18 protein-coding genes are annotated in these 21,352 nt (G+C 39.9%); 5 read left to right on the top strand and 13 right to left on the bottom strand.

The features are described 5' to 3' along the window. Window positions 1-224: 224 nt before the first annotated feature. Complete coding sequence (locus tag M1L62_RS24550; protein ID WP_254562293.1) at window positions 225-1,280, bottom strand: aldo/keto reductase; 1,056 nt, start codon at window positions 1,278-1,280, stop codon at window positions 225-227. A gap of 979 nt (window positions 1,281-2,259) precedes the next feature. On the opposite strand from M1L62_RS24550, the gene M1L62_RS24545 reads away from it, so the two are divergent. The 3 genes from M1L62_RS24545 to M1L62_RS24535 all read left to right on the top strand — a co-directional run bounded on the left by M1L62_RS24545 (window position 2,260) and on the right by M1L62_RS24535 (window position 4,065). Beyond that, on the top strand, window positions 2,260-2,712 hold the full coding sequence (locus M1L62_RS24545; RefSeq protein ID WP_254562292.1) for a VOC family protein: 453 nt from the start codon (window positions 2,260-2,262) through the stop codon (window positions 2,710-2,712). Window positions 2,713-2,892: 180 nt separating this feature from the next. Then, a complete protein-coding gene (locus M1L62_RS24540; protein WP_254562291.1) occupies window positions 2,893-3,216 on the top strand; it encodes a hypothetical protein in 324 nt (107 codons plus the stop codon). 282 nt (window positions 3,217-3,498) lie between these two features. Then, complete coding sequence (locus tag M1L62_RS24535) at window positions 3,499-4,065, top strand: dihydrofolate reductase family protein (RefSeq protein WP_254562290.1); 567 nt, start codon at window positions 3,499-3,501, stop codon at window positions 4,063-4,065. Window positions 4,066-5,058: 993 nt separating this feature from the next. On the opposite strand, the gene M1L62_RS24530 is transcribed toward M1L62_RS24535, so the two are convergent. Both M1L62_RS24530 and M1L62_RS24525 read right to left on the bottom strand, forming a co-directional pair. Then, the gene (locus tag M1L62_RS24530) at window positions 5,059-5,280 is read right to left on the bottom strand and encodes a hypothetical protein (RefSeq protein WP_254562289.1); all 222 of its coding nucleotides are present in this window, start codon (window positions 5,278-5,280) and stop codon (window positions 5,059-5,061) included. Continuing rightward, window positions 5,253-5,957 carry a sensor histidine kinase gene (locus tag M1L62_RS24525; RefSeq protein ID WP_445439684.1) on the bottom strand — a complete coding sequence of 235 codons (705 nt, stop codon included), beginning with the start codon at window positions 5,955-5,957 and terminating at the stop codon, window positions 5,253-5,255. Before M1L62_RS24525 ends, M1L62_RS24530 begins: the two co-directional genes overlap by 28 nt. A gap of 997 nt (window positions 5,958-6,954) precedes the next feature. Here M1L62_RS24525 and M1L62_RS24520 point away from each other — a divergent pair. Further along, complete coding sequence (locus M1L62_RS24520) at window positions 6,955-7,596, top strand: response regulator (RefSeq protein ID WP_254562287.1); 642 nt, start codon at window positions 6,955-6,957, stop codon at window positions 7,594-7,596. 229 nt (window positions 7,597-7,825) lie between these two features. Here M1L62_RS24520 and M1L62_RS24515 read toward each other — a convergent pair whose 3' ends face one another. The 7 genes from M1L62_RS24515 to M1L62_RS24485 all read right to left on the bottom strand — a co-directional run bounded on the left by M1L62_RS24515 (window position 7,826) and on the right by M1L62_RS24485 (window position 17,109). Beyond that, the gene (locus M1L62_RS24515) at window positions 7,826-10,816 is read right to left on the bottom strand and encodes a sensor histidine kinase (protein ID WP_254562286.1); all 2,991 of its coding nucleotides are present in this window, start codon (window positions 10,814-10,816) and stop codon (window positions 7,826-7,828) included. A 711-nt stretch (window positions 10,817-11,527) separates the two neighbouring features. Then, entirely contained in the window at window positions 11,528-12,283 is a 756-nt protein-coding gene (locus M1L62_RS24510; protein WP_254562285.1) for a hypothetical protein, read from the bottom strand. A gap of 83 nt (window positions 12,284-12,366) precedes the next feature. After that, window positions 12,367-13,149, bottom strand: a complete 783-nt coding sequence (locus M1L62_RS24505) for a phage tail-like protein (RefSeq protein WP_254562284.1) — start codon at window positions 13,147-13,149, stop codon at window positions 12,367-12,369. Between the two features lie 252 nt (window positions 13,150-13,401). Further along, entirely contained in the window at window positions 13,402-14,106 is a 705-nt protein-coding gene (locus tag M1L62_RS24500; protein WP_254562283.1) for a phage tail-like protein, read from the bottom strand. 54 nt (window positions 14,107-14,160) lie between these two features. After that, entirely contained in the window at window positions 14,161-14,775 is a 615-nt protein-coding gene (locus tag M1L62_RS24495) for a hypothetical protein (RefSeq protein ID WP_254562282.1), read from the bottom strand. 132 nt (window positions 14,776-14,907) lie between these two features. Further along, window positions 14,908-15,945 carry a T9SS type A sorting domain-containing protein gene (locus M1L62_RS24490; RefSeq protein WP_254562281.1) on the bottom strand — a complete coding sequence of 346 codons (1,038 nt, stop codon included), beginning with the start codon at window positions 15,943-15,945 and terminating at the stop codon, window positions 14,908-14,910. Between the two features lie 12 nt (window positions 15,946-15,957). Then, on the bottom strand, window positions 15,958-17,109 hold the full coding sequence (locus M1L62_RS24485; protein WP_254562280.1) for a hypothetical protein: 1,152 nt from the start codon (window positions 17,107-17,109) through the stop codon (window positions 15,958-15,960). Window positions 17,110-17,920: 811 nt separating this feature from the next. Between M1L62_RS24485 and M1L62_RS24480 the strand changes: the two genes are divergently transcribed. Beyond that, window positions 17,921-18,568: a response regulator transcription factor gene (locus M1L62_RS24480; RefSeq protein ID WP_254562279.1), complete on the top strand. Its 648-nt coding sequence runs from the start codon at window positions 17,921-17,923 to the stop codon at window positions 18,566-18,568. Window positions 18,569-19,008: 440 nt separating this feature from the next. On the opposite strand, the gene M1L62_RS24475 is transcribed toward M1L62_RS24480, so the two are convergent. Genes M1L62_RS24475 through M1L62_RS24465 form a run of 3 tightly spaced genes read right to left on the bottom strand, consistent with a single transcriptional unit; the run spans window position 19,009 to window position 20,581 of the window. Further along, the gene (locus M1L62_RS24475; protein WP_254562278.1) at window positions 19,009-19,443 is read right to left on the bottom strand and encodes a GNAT family N-acetyltransferase; all 435 of its coding nucleotides are present in this window, start codon (window positions 19,441-19,443) and stop codon (window positions 19,009-19,011) included. A 13-nt stretch (window positions 19,444-19,456) separates the two neighbouring features. After that, window positions 19,457-20,074, bottom strand: a complete 618-nt coding sequence (locus M1L62_RS24470; protein ID WP_254562277.1) for an FMN-dependent NADH-azoreductase — start codon at window positions 20,072-20,074, stop codon at window positions 19,457-19,459. A gap of 54 nt (window positions 20,075-20,128) precedes the next feature. Then, on the bottom strand, window positions 20,129-20,581 hold the full coding sequence (locus M1L62_RS24465; RefSeq protein ID WP_254562276.1) for a carboxymuconolactone decarboxylase family protein: 453 nt from the start codon (window positions 20,579-20,581) through the stop codon (window positions 20,129-20,131). Window positions 20,582-21,352: the final 771 nt, after the last annotated feature.

Genomic DNA, 21,352 nt, shown 5'->3' with positions numbered 1-21,352 from the left:
TCTAACTTTATATTGACCACACACACTGATAGAGGAGGGTTAATCATTAAAGGACAGGAGCGATACTCCCGTCCTTTTTCGTTTTCTGTCCAAAGTTTTACGTGACCGCTGATTACAATCGTAGTCTTTTCCATGCTACACTTTTTTATGCAGCTATGTGTTGTATTCCCAATAAGAACTTTCATGACCTTATTGAGAATACAGCTGATCATACAATTTAAATTTTACAATACAGGATATTTAATCTCTATTTGTCCTGATCCACGTCCAAAAATACTCCCTTGCGAAGCTTTTATAATTTCATGAGGTGATCCTAAACTAAACTTGCTGATTTCATTAAGCGCAAGCATATGCTCCTTTGTTAAAACTGTGTTGAGTGAGGCTAGATTCGCATCCAACTGTCTCACATTCCGTGGACCAATAATTGTGGCAGTCGATAGCGATGTTTCATCATGTTTCTGACGAACCCATGCTAGGGCCACATCGATAATTGGGCTGCCGATTTCTTTCGCGATAGTGTCCAGAGTTTCCAGGATAGCAATTTCCCGCTCCCCACTTGCATCTTTAATTAGCACACCACCACCCAGCGCTTTTCTCGAATCGGGATCAGACTTTTCGTTTCGATATTTTCCCGTAAGCGTGCCTCCTGCTAGCGGCGACCAGAATGCAACCCCCAGGCCATGGGCCTCCGCCATAGGTAGTAATTCCCTTTCAGCGGTGCGCTCTATCAGGTTATATTCAACCTGAATACCAATAATCGGTGACCAGCCACGAAGATCAGCCATTAAAGATGCTGTGGCGATACGCCATGCAGGAAAATTGGAAAATCCGGCATAGTTGATCTTGCCAGCTTTCACCAGATCGTCCAAACCTCTGACAATTTCTTCAATCGGAGTCTGCTCGTCGGCCAAATGCACCCAGTATAGATCCAGACGATCTGTTTTTAGCCTTTTCAGACTTTGTTCAACAGCCAGCATCATCGTCCTTCTACTATTTCCAGTAGATTGTATATGATTGCCACCTGTGCTATACTTGGAAGCAACTACAAAATGGTCACGTTCAGATGCCAAGAATTCGGACAAATACATTTCGGATTGTCCGGCCTGATAACCATCAGCGGTGTCGATGAAATTTCCACCAGCATTTGCGTAATTGTCGAAAATCAATTTCGCTTCGTCCAAAGTTGAGCCAAAAGGCCAAGCAGTGCCAAAGTTCCCGGTGCCAAGCACTACGTTGGATACTCTCAGCCCAGACTTTTTTCCAAAAATTTGATGTTTCATAAATGTTTCACGTATTAATAAAAAAACTGATTCAACTCTGCGAATACCAGACGGTTAAGCTTTCTAAATTTAGTATTCAGGTAACTTTCCATTTATGCTCATATTCAGGTATCTGTTGTACAAAAAATATATCGGGAATACTACTTTTTTACACTATAGGGCAGTAAAAGATCACCTGAAAGCGCATCATATACTTTATAAACAAATAAAATCGGAGGCGAACCACGATCATCATCAGCTTTTGGTTTGGTAAGAAGTTAACAAATGGTTCGGCCATTACAGAACAAGTGGTGATTAAAACCGCGTTCAGTAGGATGAAGAAATCTAAATAGCGAAAACGCGCTCGGATACGCTTTGGCCTATGGCAAGAATTACGATTAGAGAATTCCATACAGTTTTATTTACCTAAAACACTCTCAAAATCACACCAATATATAATTACCTAATTTTAAGCCATTTACGAAAAATTAAAACTCCATATATTATCTATATTTCAATAATTGTCGAAACTTTGTTGAAATGTCAATATTTACACATTTCAAATTAACTATTACGCATATACGCTTCTTCAATTCAGACCTTCTCAACCTTTTGAAGAATTTGGATACAATGATTGGTGGATTCCAGAGCAAAATAACCACTTTGAGAAAGCGCCTGAACCTCTTGCATTTCTATGTTAATCAATCATTTATTTTTTATTAAAATTTCCGATTTTATATGATCACAGAAGTCGAAATCTCCAGTCTAAATTTATCTTAATAAAACACACTGATATGACTGTTGCACAACTCAATGAGCTAAAACTTACTTTACGATATCCCAAAGGCGCCACAAGTATATTCCTCCATAGGTTTCCTCTTCAACAATATAAAATATGCAGTGCACACATTCATTGGAAATGCGTTAAGCCCAACTTACATGACAATAGAAAAGCATAGACTAAAAGGCAATTGAATAAAATCTCATAAAAAATAAAGCGATGACAAAAAACAAATTAATAAGAATGGACAATGTCGGCATCGTTGTGGAATCCCTTGATAATGCTATTACGTTTTTCTCAGAAATAGGCCTAAAGCTCGAAGGGCGAGCCACAATAGAAGGAGAATGGGCTGGTCGCGTTACCGGACTTGGTTCTCAGCATGTAGAGGTTGCTATGATGGTTACTCCAGATGGCCACAGCCGCCTGGAACTTTCGAAATTTCTTACACCCCAAATTACATCAGATCACCGGACTGCACCCGTGAACTCCTTAGGTTATCTACGCGCCATGTTTACTGTTAAAGACATTGATGAAATGGTATCCAGACTAACCAAGCATGGTGCTCAACTCGTTGGAGAAGTGGTTCAGTATGAGAATTCGTATCGACTATGTTACATTCGAGGAACCGAAGGACTTCTTGTTGGACTGGCAGAAGAAATTGGTAACAAGTAATTAAGTTTGTCTGGATACTCGTACTAAAGTGTCGTTTTTAAAAATCGTGACATGGCAAAAAGTCATCATTAGCTCGGGCCGAAACCGTTTCAATAAGTCGGGAATTTATCCGAGAAGCTTTGAAATTTGGTTTTATTTTTCGACCTTTTGACAGACATAATGACATCTAAAAAATTAGTTATGAAAGTTTTCACGATAACGCAAGACCCGTCAACTGAAGACATTGCACAAACTCTCGAGCAGGATTTTTCTTCTAAATATTCTTATCGCTTTTTTGGCATAGGTAAAAGCAAAAGTGTTATCGTTCAAAAGTCCGAGTTTGTCGGCGCCCAAATCTCGAAAAGTGGGAATCAAATAACAGTGCACGCACAGTCTCCCAACTTGCTATTAAGCTTTTTAGATCCTTTTTTGACGGGGATGAATGTATTAGGTTCGATCTTTAATTCACCGCTTAAAAAGCTTGAAGCAGATTTAGTGATTTTTTTAAAGAATAAGTATTCTTAGTTTATATTACTTACTTCTTATACCCGATAGTTAATTAATTAAAAATATACATTTTAGCACAGTCCTCTCTTCTAAATGGAAATTTCGGTGAAATAGGCTGGGTAAATCCGTTATTTCCTAACTATGTAATTTCGCTTCCATTTGACCATCATTTAAATCGAAGTTTATATGAGGCAACTGTCCGAAAGTGTTGCCTGAACCCATAGACTACGCGCTAATCCGACAATAGTTTCTTATCAAATATTCTATATTTTTACTCAAAACAAACAGCATACAATCAAAATGAGAAAGTTAGTTTTGTTCGCCCACATTTCCCTGGATGGTTTTGCCGGAGACATTCACGGCGGCCTCGATTTTTTGTCGTACAATGAGGAACTTCAACAATTCGCGGAAGAGCTGGTAAAAACAGTAGGTGCTCCTGTTTATGGCAAGAATACTTATCATTTAATGGAAGGTTACTGGCCGTCCGTTTTGGATAATCCAAATGCAAGCGAACATTCAATTAAACATGCGGGATGGGTGCAACAGATTCCGAAAATCGTTTTTTCAACAACATTGCCCAGTGCGGACTGGAATAATACAACGCTGATCAAAGACAATGTGGTGGCAGAGGTCGGCAAACTGAAGCAGCAACCTGGCAAAGATCTGGTAATATTCGGCAGCCCCGGTCTTGCCAAAAGTTTTATGAATCTCGGGCTGATAGACGAATACAAACTGACACTCCATCCTGTGATATTAGGAGAAGGGATCAGTCTGTTCGACAGCAATACTCAGATGAGCAATTTGAAATTACTGGAGTCCAAAACGCTTGGTTCGGGCGTCGTTACGTTGCATTACACCAGGCGATGAAAGGTAATAAACACCTGATTTAATGATTACCTGAACTCAGATAGCGAAACTTAGTTAACAGCTCAAATGCCGGCTACCATCAATACTTCTTGACTGCGTAACCGGCGTAGAGTATATTCACGTCGTTGCTCTCAACCAACCGGAAGTTTTGTCCAAGCTCGACAAAAGTCCATTATCCCTTGTCCGTTTTCTGAGGTAACAAAGCATTTTAGGAATTGATACAAAAAAAAATCGACCTTAACATGTAATCAATTGATTTACAATTACTTACAAAGAAAAATCCTTAAACTTTATAATTTACGCATTGAATAATTTTCTGCTTTGAAAATTATTCCCGTGGAAGCGGAGGGATTCGAGCCAGATCGTCAATAGACACATCACAGATCATCAAAAGCCTAGCTCCACGATTTACGCAATTATACGTATAAAAAATCCTGTCTAAACATTCTTGATCCTTCTTGCACAATCCATCCATTATTGAAACAAAGTTAAGAAATCTCTGAATCAATGGATAGTCAAGTTAGTTAATGCCGCTGGGTATCCGTTGCAATCATCAGCATCTTAAGTTATTGCGAGTTACAATTTACACGAATAGACAGCCTATAATTTTAAGGTGATTTTTAATTTCGAATCAAAAGAACATTTCAAAGATTTTTATCCCGTATTTCACAGGCAAGTTAGAGAGAAAACAGATTCGGAATTCGCTGATAGCAATAGCGGATTCGTACCTGTGCATTTCCTTAATTCGGTGGCGAATAGCATCGGAAAATCCAGATAGGGAAAAACAACAACTTATGTATAGAACAAATCCCGATATTCCCCAACGCCATTTCAATATCTCACGTTTTTTCAAGATCTATTTACGAGCATAAGTTTGCGAATTAGCTTGATGCGCCTATACGTATAATTACCTTATTTTAAACCACTTACACCCAAACACTTCTATTAAACACCAAAAATTGGCAAAAAACGGAGAGTAACTCACTCACTATCTTAAGATAACCACTTGTCATTTCCGTTGTAGTACATATTATCGCTGAATATGATATGTACGTGAGCTCCGGCTTCATTAAAAATCGCAAGGTCCAAATCCAGCAAATGACATACCTCCCTAACGAGTATAATTCCCAATCCCTGATGCAATTGGAAACGGTTATTATCTCCGTCAAGCTCTAATGTGTCATTATTCAAAAATTCAACAACTTGCTCAGGCATTCCTGGGCCCGTATCAGAAATAATAAAATGCAGTTTATCATTNTCGCAAGGTCCAAATCCAGCAAATGACATACCTCCCTAACGAGTATAATTCCCAATCCCTGATGCAATTGGAAACGGTTATTATCTCCGTCAAGCTCTAATGTGTCATTATTCAAAAATTCAACAACTTGCTCAGGCATTCCTGGGCCCGTATCAGAAATAATAAAATGCAGTTTATCACCCAACTCTTTTGTAGAGAAAGTAATATGGTTTGAAAATTCCGCTTTAATGGCATTGTCAATTAAGTTGTGTATCACAACGCCCAACAGTTTTGCATTGGTAAAGACTACTTCTTCTGATCTGATTTTGATGCTAATCTTCCCATTATGTGCTGCAATAATTTCCGAAAAGGTAGAAATCTTGTCTGAGACAAGTGTTGCAAGGCTAATTTCTTCTTTGCTTACTTCTTCCCGAATATCGTTTCTAAGAAATTCAGACAATCCATCCACTAAATGGAAAATCTTGTCACTGGTATAGGATATTACTTCACCCGCTTTTGCAATCCGGCCGATCTCGTTACGATCAATTGAATCGTTAATTTGCCTTGCAGATTGGGTAATAAATCCAATAGGTGCTTTTATATCGTGAGATATCGATGCAATCGTCGCTAAATGTACGGCTGATCGCCTTTTCATCCTCATTTTGAGATGTTGGACAGAGTCCAATTCTTTCTGTAACTGGGTCAAATATCCACTTACCATCGTCTCTAAACGAATCTTATTTTGTAACTGAGCCCAATATTTTATGCTATTGATCGCAAAGTAAGATATCGTTGCAATTACAACTATTGAAATTATCCAAAATTGCCCGAATGAATCATGGGTTTTATCGAAGAACACGCTCAAAGGAAGATTACTCCTGAATCTGAATTCCGCATAAAGAACCGAATGCAGGGCTGTTATCGATAGATTAGATCGGTAATCATTATAAAGAACAAATTTTAGCAGAGAAGGGTATAACAATGATAACATGTGGATTGTTTTGATTTGTATTACTTCATGATTAGCATTTCTGCCAACTTTCACCCGTTCGCCCACTATTTATACTATGACTGACGTACAACAGTGCCAGCACCGAATAGGCAGCAGTAAATTTAGTAACGGAGGTCCTTCTGCATCAGCGCCGCAACCGCCTCTGCCGATGTAGAATAATCACCAACAGCTCCGACAGTCTTTACTCCCGTAAGCTGCACACAAAGCGTTCTGAAAAAAAATAGAAATAAATAGATTTTCTCGTGGCAATGACGATGGCCGGGTGTAATAGGAATCTAACTTCTTTTTAATAGAAAATTAGTAAAATGATTTCAAGTTGAGTTACCTGCCATAACGTTTTACCTAGGTGAAAATATAGAGAAAATGCTATTAATTATTTGATAGTATTAATGATTGCGAATGACAATCGCAAGCGATGTTGCCCTATTAATAAACTGCATAAATGGTGTGTATAGTGCTTAAACAGTTCAACAACAGACACAAATATATCAACAATGGTATTCGAGAACCATAGCATTATGACTTGCTAAATTGTAGCCATAATACTATAATTCAACGACACAATATCGTAAATGTTCTATGTTCTTTTAATAGTTAATTGGTTACATTTGGTATCGTTAACGACAGAAATATTTACCTTATGCAAAATCCCCTCCACATCCTGATTATTGAAGACCACGACATTGTTGCCCTCGCGGTTAAGGGTATTGTATCAAACATATTCCCGGGTGCAATCATAACTTCCTGCACCGATTTTTCGCTTGCACTGCTCATGTTTGATGAAAACACTCCTTTTGATCTCATCATACTGGATATAGAGGTTCCCGGCAGTGAATCGTTTAATATGATTGACATCTTGCGAAAAAAACAATCGGATTCCAGAATACTGATATTTACAGGCTATGATGAAAAAAAGTATGCAGTTAAGTTTCTGATGGCCGGGGCAAATGGATTTTTATCAAAGAATTCCCCTTCAAAAAAATTAGAAGATGCGCTTCGGACGATCCTGAACGGATCAATCTATGTAAGTACTGAAATACAACAGATGATAAACCATCAGTATATCAGTGGTGAGAGACCAGAAAAGAAAGCTAATGCAAGTAAGCTTTCTCCTCGTGAGAAAGAAGTTTTGGACCTCATACTTGCAGGAAAGGTTACGAAGGAAATTGCTAGTCAATTAGATCTTAAACTGACAACCGTAAGTACACACAAGGCCCGCATTTTTGAAAAATTAAATGTCTCCAACCTCATTGGTCTTTTCAAACTGATACAGCCAGAATAGTATACGATTTTCATTATTTAGAAAATAGCATATTTTGAAATTCGTCGACAAATAGGATGCTGCTTTTCAAAATATGCTATTTATATTTGAAACAAGCCACCTGACTATTGTGCAGGAAGCGTTCGCTGAGCTGTGTCAGTACCTGATATAACATTCCTCCCCCTTCATTCAAAGTTTGTGCCTCCCTACACAAGGGGCACTATCAAAATCGTTTCGTTCACTTTGATCACTAAAAGATCAGATGGATATTTGCGCCATCATTATTCTCCGCAAATAATTTTACATTGAGAATTTCTGATGTCTCTTTTATGATCAATAAACCTAATCCTGTAAACTCGTCTGGTAGGCTCTGAGCATTGTTCTCTTGCCTGGGCGTGTTTAACCATACTAAAATTTGCCCAGGAAGTCCCTTGCCAGAATTGGAGAATATCAGGTGCATACCATCTCCCCGAGATTCCGCCTTCACACGAACCACAGTATTTCGATTTGAATGTTTTAGGGAGTTGTCAATCAGGTTATGGGCCATGATACCAAGAAGCTGCGGCGAAGTAACAATTTCCAGATCAACAGGTATTTCGTTATGCAAGGAGATACCCCGTTGCGCGAGCGCCGTGGCGAAAATCTGAATTTTTTCTCCGATCAATTTATGAACTGAAACCGCGCGTGCTTTTGTATGCAGCTCATACGACTGAATTTTACTAAAATTCAGCAGATTATCAACGAAGTTGTAAATGTGCCTTGCAGAATGGCTTAAATCTTTCATAACCTGGCGTGCTTCCTTATTTTGTTCTCCATGAACCATATTCTCTGCCATGTCCGCAGCCATGGCAAAGTAGTTGATCGGCGTGCACACATCATGACTGATCGACGCAATCAGACGCGATTGCAACTGCATTTGACGACTGAGCTCTTTTTCGGAGGTTTGAAGTGAAACGAGTAACTCCTGAAGATTCCGTGTACGCTCGGCAACACTAATTTCGAGCATCTGGTTTCGTGCTCGTAGCATTCGCGTCCGAGCACGGACTATTATGTAAACCAATGCAATGACTGCAAATACCACGAGTTGCTTGAACCACAGCGTTTCGTACCAATTTAGCGGCACTGACACCGACAGTTGTTGTACAATGAATCGATTCAGGCCAAAGCCTTCCGCTTTTCTTACCCATAGTGTATGTTCTCCGGATGCAATCTCTGAAAATCGAGCGACCGGCTGCGCCCCATCGACGGTCACCCAGTCGGCATTGCCGGGCTCATCTGTCCCACGCATCAAGGCATAGGAGAAGTGTAGATTATCCGGATTTCCATAGAAAGGCGTATTCAGGTGAAAACTTACATTACGGGGATTAAGGGTCAGACGGACAGTGTCGCCAGAAATCTGGCTTGCAACATTGTGCTCTTCAACCCAATCAATTACCAGTGGCCTGTTCGGTAGGAGAGGTTTTATTTTTTCTGGCTCAAATATCACTAAGCCGCTCATGGATGGCAACGAAACCAGACCATTAAGCATCCGTACCGCACAAGGGAAACAGCCCCCATTGAACTCATTTGTATTAAACCCCTCACCTTTGTCATAATACAAATAAAACAAATTTGCAGTTTGTCCGTTTCGGGAATGATTTACATAATCATACAAATCATCGACATGAACCTGAAAAAGGCCCCGGTTGGTTGTAATCCAGAAGTAGCCTTTACTATCTTCCACAATACAATGAGCTGCTGCAAGGTACTGGTTGGCATCAAGCGGAAAATTAACCACACCCTGACTATCATAGAAAAAAACACCGTTATCCAACGTTGTAAAAAAAACACCCTTCTTTCCACCATTCCGAATGTATAAGCTACGGACACAGAGTTTTTCCGTGCCATATATGAGCTCTTTTGTATTTGTAGAGAGATTCAGCCGGTATAATCCTCCTTCTGTTCCCAGCAACAAATTTGATTTATCAAGGTGTAGTATGGTTAGCACATCCGGAAGGTGCTCTGGATTGAAAAATGGTTTAAAACTAAGTGCATCCAATGTGATGGTAAAGAGCCCTAAACCACTGCACCCGACAACAATCTCTCCGTCAAATTTTTCATAGAGTGTTGTAATTCTCGATTTCGTCAGAAACCTCCTGAGCTGCCGCGTTCCATCCTGTGTGAAAACAAGCAGAGCACCTCCTGCTGACATCCATATCCGCCCACTTTTGTCACGTACACTGTAACGGGTATCAGTGGGTAGAACAGACGTAGATCCTGGTAGAGTCTTTATGAGCTTGTGAAGTTTATTTCCAGATTTTCTGACGCCAAGTATTTTTCGGCCCGCCAGCAAAATATTATTACTATCCAGAGGCGTTTGACTGTAAAAAACGTTATTCATATCGTCCTGATCGTACGTCATCGTTGAAAAACGTTTCTTTCTGATCACAAATAAACCTCTTGTAACGCTGCCCAGTAATAAATTCCCCGATTGCCTGTCAAAATAAACGGAAGTGATTCGATTGGTCATAAACGAAAAGCCCTCTAACAAAAGCTCTGTAGTCCACACATTTCCTTTCAAAGGTTTCAAAATATAAAACCTGTCCCCTATCATTAAAAAAGCCTGCTGATTGATTGTACTTGCGAACAACTGCTTTTCAACATTTACAGTGTTCCAGTCTTTATCGGAACGGGCATCACCTGAAATCGTGATTTGATCCCAGGATTTTTCTGTACATTTTACAACGGTCCCATCTTGATTCAGATAACAAAGCCCATCACCCATCACAAAAAAACTTAAAAGCTGGGGAAAGTTGTTACGCTTTTTCCACCGCAGCTTTGAATCCGAGTAATACATAATTTCCTGACGGGTCACTACATATGAGCACCCTCTGCTACCAGACACAAAATAGTGGAGTTTCTCTATGCCATGGCCAACATTTCCCATCGTTAAGCCCGGAATATCCTGAGCCACCAATGATTTGACATCTACTATTCCTGAGAGATTTAACATGCGCTGCAGCTGATACGACGAATCTGTTATGGCCTTTCCACCTTCAAGACGGATCGGTGGCTGATCCCATTTGAAGGCAAAAATTTGCTTCCTGTCACCTGACAGGCCAGGAATAAAATCGTGAGAACGGCCTGCGGCACTTCCCAGCAATTTGGTCATATCAAGTACTCTTTGTCCGTCAAACCTCGCCAGCCCTTTTTCCGTCTCTAACCATATGAATCCGAAGTCGTCGGATACAATGCTTTTCACAATATTTTGAGGAAGTCCATTCTCGTCGTTAAAATTTCGTATAATGTATTCGCTTTTTACAGGCTGTCCTAGTAAGGCTGCCGGGCTAAAAAACAGGGTGCAGAATATCCGAAGATATCTTCTGAAATGATGTAAATGAGGCAATTTGTACTATTAACGTTAGGTTATCCTAATCTGCGAGGGTATACAAATCTCCACAATTTGATCGAATAATAAAAGTAAGGCAGTCACTACCATAGACACTGATTAAATTTCTGACAGGAAAGTCCTTGGCGAACACAAAACCAGTCTTCGAAAATTATGTTAATGTTGCCTACTCAGAGAACTATGTAACAGGGAATACGGTCAAAATTACACGTTGGCATGTCAATAACAACTTACTTGGTACAGCTTCGTTTTCCCCAATTTTTTTATCGAAGAAAACACTCAAATGGACCATCCCTAAACCCGAACTCTGTATCAATAGGTTCGGGCGGTAAGATAAAATCTTAACAATTAGTTAATAATTTGTTGGTCCAAAACCTATTTTATATTGCATTCAGTAATTGCATACAATTCCTTATTCCGCAAAACAAGGAGTATGCACGAATGCATACTCCCAAGCTTAAACAATTTTCTGATCCCACGTTAAAGAATGTAAGCTGTTAAAGCTTTAACTTTTCCTTTGACGACTTCAATATTTTACTATTAAATTGCTGAACTGCCTAGAACTTATCTTTTGTAAAGGATGATGGATACTTTTCTCATTTTATAAGCACTTGTGAATGCCACCGATCCTTCAAGATGGGTGGTAACAGTGATAACTTCCCCAGCTTCAAACCATTTGACTCCGCTAACGTTCCGAGCATTCCAGTATGTATTACCAGTCCCTCTTAAAACTCCATCAAGCAAGGCAATAGGTGTCGTAATTCCAAATAATTTATCAAAGCTAGGCCCTTGAATTTCCAGTGAAATATTGTGCTCGTAAAAGCCTGATTCAGGAACTGTATAGCTCCCGTTTGCCGGATTATAATTAGATAAATTGCCATAAAGTAGCGGTACTGGTGGGGAATAAAAAGACCCGCTCGGTTGCAAAGTGCTGGGATTATATGCCCTCAACATCAAAGTGGGAATATTAGCCTCACTTGTGGTTTTCCATGATGCATTACCGTTGGCATCCGAAGTTAAAATTCGGTCAACACCCTGGGTTCCATCCTTAATCGTTACCTGACCAGTTGCTTTATTGACTGTTGTTTTATTCCCATTTGTTGCCTCCACTTCAAGGGCATTATTAGTATCAATGGTGCTCGGATTTGCTCCGATTTTTACTTGTGCATTTGAGATACTGGCCGCTCCGAATAAAAAGGCAGCTAGGATAAATGACTTATTAAATATGAGTTTCATTATAATCGCTATTTTGAAATTATTTAAGTATTGTAGATAAAGTAATTGTTCGAAGGAGGCAGGTTTTGCTTTTAATTGATTCACCTAACCATCATTTTCGGTACATAAACCGAGTTTGGTCATTTCGATTTCAAACACAGTCACATTACCAGAACTACGTTGTTGAGCTATTGCAACCTTTCGATTGTAGCAACACTATTATTGCTTCCAGTGAAAAGAGAGTAAGTGTGCCCCAATGCGGTCTGCTGCATATTATAAACTGAAATGGTACCAGAAGCAGTTAAAACTACAACTGCTACGCCATAATACGTACAACCATTAGTCCCGCTACTAGTGTAGCCCGCTAAGTTTTGATAAGCTATACCATTCACGTAAAGATAGGATGTTGTTGCATTAGATGCAGTAGCCCCATTAAACTTTCCTGAGATTGTCACACCGATACGATAAATACCTGAGGGTAAAGTTATTACCGACCCACTTATACTGGATCCTGTTATAGTGTTAAATGTTGGCGTTTGCAAACCAAGTTGCGTTGTAGTTTGACTGAGTCCGTTAGAGGAAGTGTACCCTATCAGAGGAACCCGCATCGATTGTGTATTGCCAGTAGGAAATGCTTCTTGTTTTGTAGAAGCCCATCCGCTTCCATCCCAATAATATATTCCAGTCCCGCTTATTGTTGCAGGGTAAGTTTCACTGCCTTTAGCTATTGAGGTATTGGTATTGTACACCTGCATCCCCGCAACAGCAGTTCCAGCCAAACCCCAGGTTGTAGTGCTCGTAAGACTAACTCTGGGAAGTAAAATTCCTTTGTCACTAGCTTCCACTTCCAATGCGGAGCCGGCATTAATTGTGGATGGATTAGCTCCTATTTTTACCTGTGCACTTGAGATACTGGCTGATCCGAATAAAAAGGCAGCTGCGATGATTGATTTTTTGAATATAGATTTCATGATATGAGTTAGAATTGAATAATTACGAATAGCTATCTGCTATTCCGCTAAAAAGACTAAATAAAAATTACGGCGAAGAAAATTAAATATGTAGAACTGCCTTATAAATGAATACTCTCCACTTTTTAATAAAAAATAGCCGTTAAAAATTTATCTTACTACATTGGCATGTATAACCGAATGATTTTTCTCAGGAACATGCAAGGCAATATAGTTTGGTCAATCTATTCTTGATTTTTATTTATAACGCAATTAAAACTTCTCAACCAATAATACTTCCATATTATTACCAATTAAATTAAAAGTAACCCTATATACTTCATTAGTTAGAGGCAAATTTACATAGAATGTGTTCAACTCATTTTGGCCCCCAACCGCATTATTGAATACACTTACAAAATTACCTCCCACTATTAGATTGTTAGCCGTTAATAAACTATACCCCTGTGTACCACTTTGGTTGAAGGTTTCGGAAAACAAAACATTATACGACCTATTTTGTCCATCTATCGATCTGAATTGAGTAAAACCGCCATTAGTTGTTGCACTATATCTGAATTCAAAATCTCCCAGTTGGACTAGCAGTGCTGGTCCAGCTGGGCCAACTGCTTTTGCACTTTGAGCTACCCCACTAGCGAAACGAATCCAACGTGGTGAGTCCGATGTACCATCATTGTAATAATAGCCTGTTCCTTGCCCCGTTCCTGTAGATAAAGCCGCATTGTTATTATAAACCAATAACCCCTTTGCAGGACTAGATATTGTCGTAGCATCGGTCGCAGATTGTAGTGACACTCTGGGTCCTAGGAAACCTTTATTTGTACTTTCAATCTCCAAAGCCGCAGAAGGATTAATTGTGGCCGGATTGTCTCCTATCTTGACCTGTGCGTGTGAAATAGTTAAAGCTCCAACTGCAAGAACAGCAGTGACAAATGACTTTTTGAATATAGATTTCATGATAATATTTAATTAGAATTTAATGTTTTTTAATAAAAATGATCTGTTACACCGTCAGCACCCTTCTGGCGGCGCAGATTCCACATCTTTGTAAATCTGCGAGTCACATCGGGGCGGTTCAAGATTTCGCTGCTGTATTTCCCACATGGTATTTCCTTCGAGTATCAGTGTGGCTACCAGAATGGCCCTCGCCGAAAAATCAATCGAGTGAAAAAGCCCATTCGTTCTGGGCAAACCAGCCAACACGGACTTGAACAGTATTTGGGCACCACCAAGCAATCGAATTTTCGTACTGTCGGAGAAAATCAGCTTCCCGGAATTGACATCAATAACTCCGCATCGGACTGTTAGAGATTGTTTCACCGCTAACGCACCATCGAGTGTTAAGACTCCATTCGTGATAACTTCGAGATTGTTGACTTCGCTGTCATATGATACAATCCTGTTTTGGCCTTTTCCGAGGACAGTCAGCTTACCTTTGCCTAGTACATGAGCATGCTTGAGGTAAATATCCCCATGAATACGCAGCGCAGCATGATCCGCAATAAACACCGTATCGAATATCCCGATTCCCGTTTTAACGACACTTGCTTCTGTATAGCAAATCCTGAAAGTAACAAAGAAAAAGGCTATGATGATAAAAATGTATTTCCGTATAAGTAACACCATATGCATCAATTTAAACGGGTTCCCTTACCAAAAGACAATAACCGGCATAAGTTATAACAGTCATCCTTGTTGCTTAGAAAGCCTGCATCTTCTTCACGTTGACACAAAGCTTTCTAAACATCCGAAGGAGAATTATCTGACAACGACAAGCTTTTGAACACGCTGTACACCGTCTCTATTGTTGATGCGAACCGAATACAGACCCGCTACCAGATTCTTCACACTGATTTCCTTTTTCGTCACCATGTCGGACTGGTAAACTGTATTACCATTCAGGTCAATGATGGATACCGAACTTACATTATCTGTGTCCCGAAGGCTGATAAAATCTGATGACGGATTAGGATATACGGAAAGATCTTCTCCTACTTTATCAAAACTTACAGCCCTGATCCTGCTGTATGCAAAAGTCGCATCGCGGTCAATCATTTTCAGACGATACAGGTTCTCTCCATTGAGCGGATTGCTATCTATAAAGAAATAGTTCTGCTCCTTAGTACTTTCATTGTGCGATTCTACCGATCCGATCGTAATCCATTCCTTTCCCTTGATGCTTCTCTGGATATCGAATTTATCGCTATTGACTTCTTCCGTAGTAGCCCAGTTCAGCAGTGATGTGGAATTTTCCTTTACAGCACTAAATGATTTAAGAGTCACTGGAAGTGGTGAAGCAATGTTCAGGAGACCCGATGCAATGTCATCCGCAGCTGAATTATCAGTATTTCCGGCTTGAGAACCCTTGCCAGGTGCAATCGCAGATCTTACCGATATGATTGCAGTACCTTCAACTGCTGTCGCTGTCGGCTTCACTTTGATTGCAAAAGCTACGTTTTCGCTGGGAGAAATCTCTCCATTGGCATTGACAAGGATTAACTGGGAAGCAGAAACAGAAACAACCGTCCAATCCGGATAATCCTGTGTAATGTAGGATGCAGGATCAATAAATTCAATCTGGTCTGACTGAATCCCAATGATAACCCTGTAGGTGCCAGGGACCATTGGATCATATCCGGTATTTGCTACCACTACGTCAAGGATGCCCTCTCTGTCTAGTGGGATATCAAATGCATCAATGCCTATAGACGAAGGGTTGGAACCCTGATTGGTTTGTGCAAAGCTATTTGACAAAAGAGAAAATGTCAACAAACACAAAAGGAGTATTTTTTTCATGATATTTTGGTTTTATCTCTTAATGATTACTACTGATGCGCGGTTATTGGCGTTGTTGGTTTCCCCACCAGCGCTATTCGCTATTACCGGGCTGAAATTGTAAGAGCCTGCACTGCCGCCTGTGCGCGTAACCCGGGCAGTAAACGTTTGGGAATCAGAAGCTCCCATAATGCCTACCAGCGTAATAATGTATGAGGTGGACGTCTGTGTAAGAGTCCAATCAGCCGATGGGTTTACAACAAGGGTCAATCCTGATGAAGCTGTTGGTTTGGTAATGGTAACAACTACGGGTACACTTGTCGGATAAGGTTTGATATTTTCTATATAAACCGTTAGATCACTTAATGCCCCGACTGCAAGGATATCAGTTGTGCTTTCAATAATGGGTGTAAGGTCGGGCGTACCAATGTTTGCCACGCCGAATGTAAATGCGGAATAAGTATCCGGTGTTACGCCATTGGCCGTGATTGTCCCTGTTCCAGCAAGTGTACCCGTTGTTCCTCCTGCTTTGCCCAGATTTTCCCACTTACTGGTTGCAGGATTATATCCCACAACGACCAGGTTGGTTAAAGTAGATGCTGTTAATGCACTTAAGTTACTGGCCGCGTCCCAACTTAATGTCAAGTTAACGGCCGAAGGACCGTCCACATCCCAGTATTCAACATTACTGACAGCTGTCACCCCTGTTCCCAGATTCGCTACCAGGAACGGTGCTCCTGCCGGAAGCGCAGCATCATTTGGATTTGAGAACCAATAAGCAGCTTTAAAATTGCCGGATGCAGGTGCCGATATACTGACCGGTCTTAACTTGGTAGCATTTCCGATCGGGAAAGTAAATGCTGTTGTACCATATTTTCCCACATAGCCGTCAACATGGCTTGCATCAGCTGCACCGGAATATGTTGCAGCCGGACCAAAACTGACGATACCAAAGGGAGCAGTACGGATTGTCTTGATGATACCAGGCTGCGTGCCTGTTCCGCCTGTAACGAATGTATGCGCACCAAAAAGAGTTGCTTGCGCACCATTAAAGACGGTGGTATTTCCCTGGCTTCCTTGTTGTCCATAAGAAAGACAACTGACCATTAAAAAGATCATGATGGACCAAAAGCTCACTCCTTCCCTTTTCCGTGGAAGTATCGAATTAAGATATAATTTGTTCATTGTTTTTTCTTAATAAATTGTTAGTCAATATCTCTGGTACATTAATTCCAACACAGTGCCTGATTCTAGTTTGCGAATAGTAAATAAAAATGATTTAGATTTTAAGATGTTGCCAATCGGCAAATTGCGAATAGGCGCACTTACTCACCCACGTGTAATAAGATTTTTGTTTCGTCATGTTGATTTTTGTTATTTATGGTTGATTATTAATTAAACTGTATTGTCTGAAAGCATTGGAATTGCATTGATATAGCCTTCCCCTCCCTATCGTGTAAGAACACTAGCGTACAGCACAAAAAATAAGGTAGAAAATAGACTCGCCTCCCTGGCAGAATCCCATAGAGTGAGTATCTATGTACAATAGATACTCACAAGTAATCCGTTAATTAATACTTCCGTACCAAATACCCGTAGTACTAAAACTGAGAATGAAGAAAAAGTATGTCATAGTGTGATATAGTGTTTTAAGAATTTTACCTTCACAAAGATACCTCTACGGAAAAGCAAACTTGTAAACATACATCCTAGTGTTCCTCGAAATATTTCGATGGGAATCCGATGAACAAGCAAGATCGCCTTAGGTATTAAAATAATGACCAATTTTCTGCCACGTAATTCAATACCAATCAATTAGCACCGATAAAACTGACAATCATGTATCCAATATAATATCTTTAAATTGTAGATAATCAAAGATAGCAGTCTAAAAAAGCGGCTTCCAGAGCCTGTTTATGATCCTGTTTGAGTAGTGACATCCTTGGAAGTCCTAACCCAACCGTGTACTTTTGAGCATTACTTAACCTACCCTCTGATGAAAAACATATTGATCGTTGATGATCATCCGATTATTCGGATGTCTTTGGAAACTATTGTAAGAAAAGTAGTAAAAGAGTGCCGGGTATTTCATTGCAGTACTTTGCAAGAGACCAAAAGTATATTATTGAAACACCGATTTGACCTCATGATCCTCGATTTGAGTATTCCTGGCAGTGTCGGTACAAGTATGATACCTGCCTTACGAAAACTCTCTTCTAACACTCCAATTCTTGTTTGCAGTGGACGGGATGAAGATTTTAATGCTCCTCACTGTATTACGATGGGGGCAAATGGCTACGTACCAAAAACCGCGTCTAATGAGGAAACCGAAACTGCGGTCCGACATGTGTTAGAAAACAAAACATACTTACGCCCACATGTTCAGGCTCAGATAATGGAAAATTTCCTGCATCGAAAACCACTGCTTCCAAACCCGGTGGAATCCCTCACCCCACGTGAAAAAGAAGTTCTCGAACTTTTAATTACGGGTATTTGGACCAAGGAAATCGCCAAACAGCTGAACCTGAAATTTTCAACTGTCAGCACGCACAAGGCTCGTATATTAGAAAAAATGGGAGTAGAAAATACCGTGGAATTGTATAAAAAGTTTGAGGAATATACCAGCGAGCTCAAAACTACTTAATAATAGTAGTGCAGATCAGGGTTAACATGACTAGTTATAAAAACTGATCGATTTCTTCATGAAGAAATTGGATGTCGATCCCTAAAAACGGATGACTGCCAATCGAAAGGCTTTTGAGACCCCAAAATGTACAATCTTTAACTTCCTTTCAGTTAATAAAAACCACAGTGACTAAGAGTGCAAACGCGCGGATAAAATCGAAGTTTACAACACTACCGCTTTAAGCTTCACCCAACCCTGATTTAAAGTTTACACAGTTAATGCGATAGTCCCCAATCTTTTAATTCAACCCTATAATGAAGAAACTAACAACAGCCTGCCAAAACGCAGACTACTGTTAGTTTTTATTGTTACCGTACCACTCTTTTGAAATGGATTCAATATTTTTATCAGATTATTATAGGTTTCTGATTACCCATCAGATAATTAATTTATCAAAATTAATTATCTGAAATCGGTTTGGCAAAATGGTGACAAGCCAGAAAGTATCCTTTACTTAAGTATAAGCGGTGAGCTGGATATAGTGGAAAGCCACTATCTAGATGAACCGTTTTGATGCCAGATTTCAACGCCAAACCATGAATATGGTCCAATAATGAGCTTGCATAACCCTTACCCCGGTTCTCTGGGAAAGTGAACAGATCATCAATATAAATTATTTCACCGGTCCTTAACATTTCAAAGGTCCTAAAACCGGCAATGGCCTCAGCATGTGAACTGTTATCATCAGCAATATAAATCAACCTGAAACCCTCTTGCATCATACGAAGGGTTTGTTCTACTAACGTGTCGGGATCTACATTTGGTCTGAATGTTAGCAGCGCGTTGCTGCAAAATTCAATATCTTCTTTTGTATTTGCAATTCTAATCTCCATGCCGAATCTTCTATTAAAGTGCTTTTATTAAATTTAAAATCTCAGTTTTCGCCCTTTCGATAGCTCCTTCCCTTGCTTCTACAGCTGCAAACTGAACCGGTGACACATTTATGAAAGTAAGATCGGTAAGACCTATAAAACCAAAAATTGCCGTTAAATATGGTTGGAGCTGATCCATATGCTGAATATCTCCGTGGGTGAAATCCACTCCTCTGGTATTGATAATGTATACTCGTTTATTGACTAAAAGCCCCTCGCCTCCCGCCTCCGTTAACTTAAATGTACGATTGATACGGACAACATTATCGATAAACGCCTTGAAGTTTGAGGGAACAGAAAAATTATACATCGGCATGCCAATTACATAAAGATCTGCCAGGATCATTCTGTCTACCAGTAGCTCTGACTCAGCTAGTTCAATGACCATTTCACTACTACGTTCAGTTTCCGGCGTATAATTTCCACGTATAAACAAGGCACTAGGATGGCTGGGCGTCTCCTTGGAAACATCAAGGTAATCCAACTGAGCTGTCGGAAATTTTTCTGTTAATTTAGTTACAAATAATGCAGAAAGCTCTTTGGATAGCGAACGTTCATCACGAATGCTACAATCTATATGTAATATCTTCATTTATGTATGATACTTAAAACGATTATTCTGTTAAAAAGGAGCAAAATACTTTGCTCATCCAAACATGCCCACTTTATAGGTACCAGCAATACTTGGAAATGCCAGATTAATTCGGTTCCAAGTATTAATCGTGGTCACAACCAAAGTCAGATCGATTAATTCTATATCTGAAAATTGCTCTTTTACATGATCATAAACCTCATCCGGTACGTGTGCTGCCGTTACTGCTTCTGCCCAGGCAAGCGCAGCTCTTTCACGTTCACTGTAATATGGAGCTTCCCGCCAGGCACTCAGGCCATAAAGGCGCTGCTCAGTTTCTCCCTTTGCCCTTGCTTCTTTATAATGCATATCCAAACAGTATGCACACTGGTTGATCTGTGATACTCTAAAAACGACCAACTCAGAAAGCTCAGCACCCAGTGTTGATCCTTTTAAATAATTTCCAACTTCAAATAATGGTTTTAAGGCTCCTTGTCCTTTTGCGAAAACGTTAATTCTACTCTGCATTTTATGATAAATTTAATGTTCGACCTATAGACAATCGTTTTTTCTGGATTGGACAAAACTTTAATAATAATTTTTATAACCGATGAATTCTTATGAGAAGTGGACTAAAATAACCAACAATTTACCTGGCAAATCGTGAGAAAGTAAGAACCGCTACCTTTCACTCATAAAGTCATATATCAGGATTGGAGGATTCGGAAGCGTTGACCATCTGATTCTGTGGCGGATTGATCATCAGTAGGCAATTATTTGGTATGCGCTAAGCAACTGTCAATCATTTGTTTATTCTAGTCAATTCCAACTGAAACTGCCTGTCCTTAATTTCCGAATTGAAGTAATCAGTGGCTCCGAATTCTCCACATTAACGCGGTGAAAATTGTATTATTGAGTAGTTTAGCCCAAGTTGCCATTACCCATCATGATCTGGATTATGTAGGCTCATTGTTTGAAATATGAGTCACATCCCAATGTCTAAATTCACAGCACAGCAAAAGCCTTTTGTCAACGGAGCGTCTAAATCGTATCGTGCAGGCCGAGACCCTGTCTAACTCCTTTCCAAAAGATCAAAAGCCGTGGGCAACCGAATTTCAAGCCCAACGGAAAAACATCAGCCATGTGACTGTAGACCAAAATCATTGGAGAACAATCAGACTGCCTGTGGGTGTGCAACGTTATTTTTTCATAAAACTTTCACGCATTTTCACCGGGCTGATACTTTCTGGAACATTTTTCGCATGTTAAGCTAAGCAATCAGGTCCTGAACCAAACCCC

It is taken from the genome of Dyadobacter diqingensis (assembly GCF_024220585.1).
Taxonomy (GTDB): domain Bacteria; phylum Bacteroidota; class Bacteroidia; order Cytophagales; family Spirosomataceae; genus Dyadobacter; species Dyadobacter diqingensis.
This window is presented reverse-complemented; position numbering and strand designations above follow the sequence as displayed.

What these genes read in the sequence shown, in the direction of transcription:
- M1L62_RS24540 (WP_254562291.1), top strand. Translation starts at nt 2,893, where the DNA reads ATGAAAGTTTTCACGATAACGCAAGACCCGTCAACTGAAGACATTGCA.
- M1L62_RS24500 (WP_254562283.1), bottom strand. Translation starts at nt 14,106, where the DNA reads ATGAAATCTATATTCAAAAAGTCATTTGTCACTGCTGTTCTTGCAGTT.
- M1L62_RS24495 (WP_254562282.1), bottom strand. Translation starts at nt 14,775, where the DNA reads ATGGTGTTACTTATACGGAAATACATTTTTATCATCATAGCCTTTTTC.
- M1L62_RS24535 (WP_254562290.1), top strand. Translation starts at nt 3,499, where the DNA reads ATGAGAAAGTTAGTTTTGTTCGCCCACATTTCCCTGGATGGTTTTGCC.
- M1L62_RS24485 (WP_254562280.1), bottom strand. Translation starts at nt 17,109, where the DNA reads ATGAACAAATTATATCTTAATTCGATACTTCCACGGAAAAGGGAAGGA.
- M1L62_RS24480 (WP_254562279.1), top strand. Translation starts at nt 17,921, where the DNA reads ATGAAAAACATATTGATCGTTGATGATCATCCGATTATTCGGATGTCT.
- M1L62_RS24530 (WP_254562289.1), bottom strand. Translation starts at nt 5,280, where the DNA reads ATGCCTGAGCAAGTTGTTGAATTTTTGAATAATGACACATTAGAGCTT.
- M1L62_RS24465 (WP_254562276.1), bottom strand. Translation starts at nt 20,581, where the DNA reads ATGCAGAGTAGAATTAACGTTTTCGCAAAAGGACAAGGAGCCTTAAAA.
- M1L62_RS24520 (WP_254562287.1), top strand. Translation starts at nt 6,955, where the DNA reads ATGCAAAATCCCCTCCACATCCTGATTATTGAAGACCACGACATTGTT.
- M1L62_RS24505 (WP_254562284.1), bottom strand. Translation starts at nt 13,149, where the DNA reads ATGAAATCTATATTCAAAAAATCAATCATCGCAGCTGCCTTTTTATTC.
- M1L62_RS24475 (WP_254562278.1), bottom strand. Translation starts at nt 19,443, where the DNA reads ATGGAGATTAGAATTGCAAATACAAAAGAAGATATTGAATTTTGCAGC.
- M1L62_RS24545 (WP_254562292.1), top strand. Translation starts at nt 2,260, where the DNA reads ATGACAAAAAACAAATTAATAAGAATGGACAATGTCGGCATCGTTGTG.
- M1L62_RS24490 (WP_254562281.1), bottom strand. Translation starts at nt 15,945, where the DNA reads ATGAAAAAAATACTCCTTTTGTGTTTGTTGACATTTTCTCTTTTGTCA.
- M1L62_RS24550 (WP_254562293.1), bottom strand. Translation starts at nt 1,280, where the DNA reads ATGAAACATCAAATTTTTGGAAAAAAGTCTGGGCTGAGAGTATCCAAC.
- M1L62_RS24470 (WP_254562277.1), bottom strand. Translation starts at nt 20,074, where the DNA reads ATGAAGATATTACATATAGATTGTAGCATTCGTGATGAACGTTCGCTA.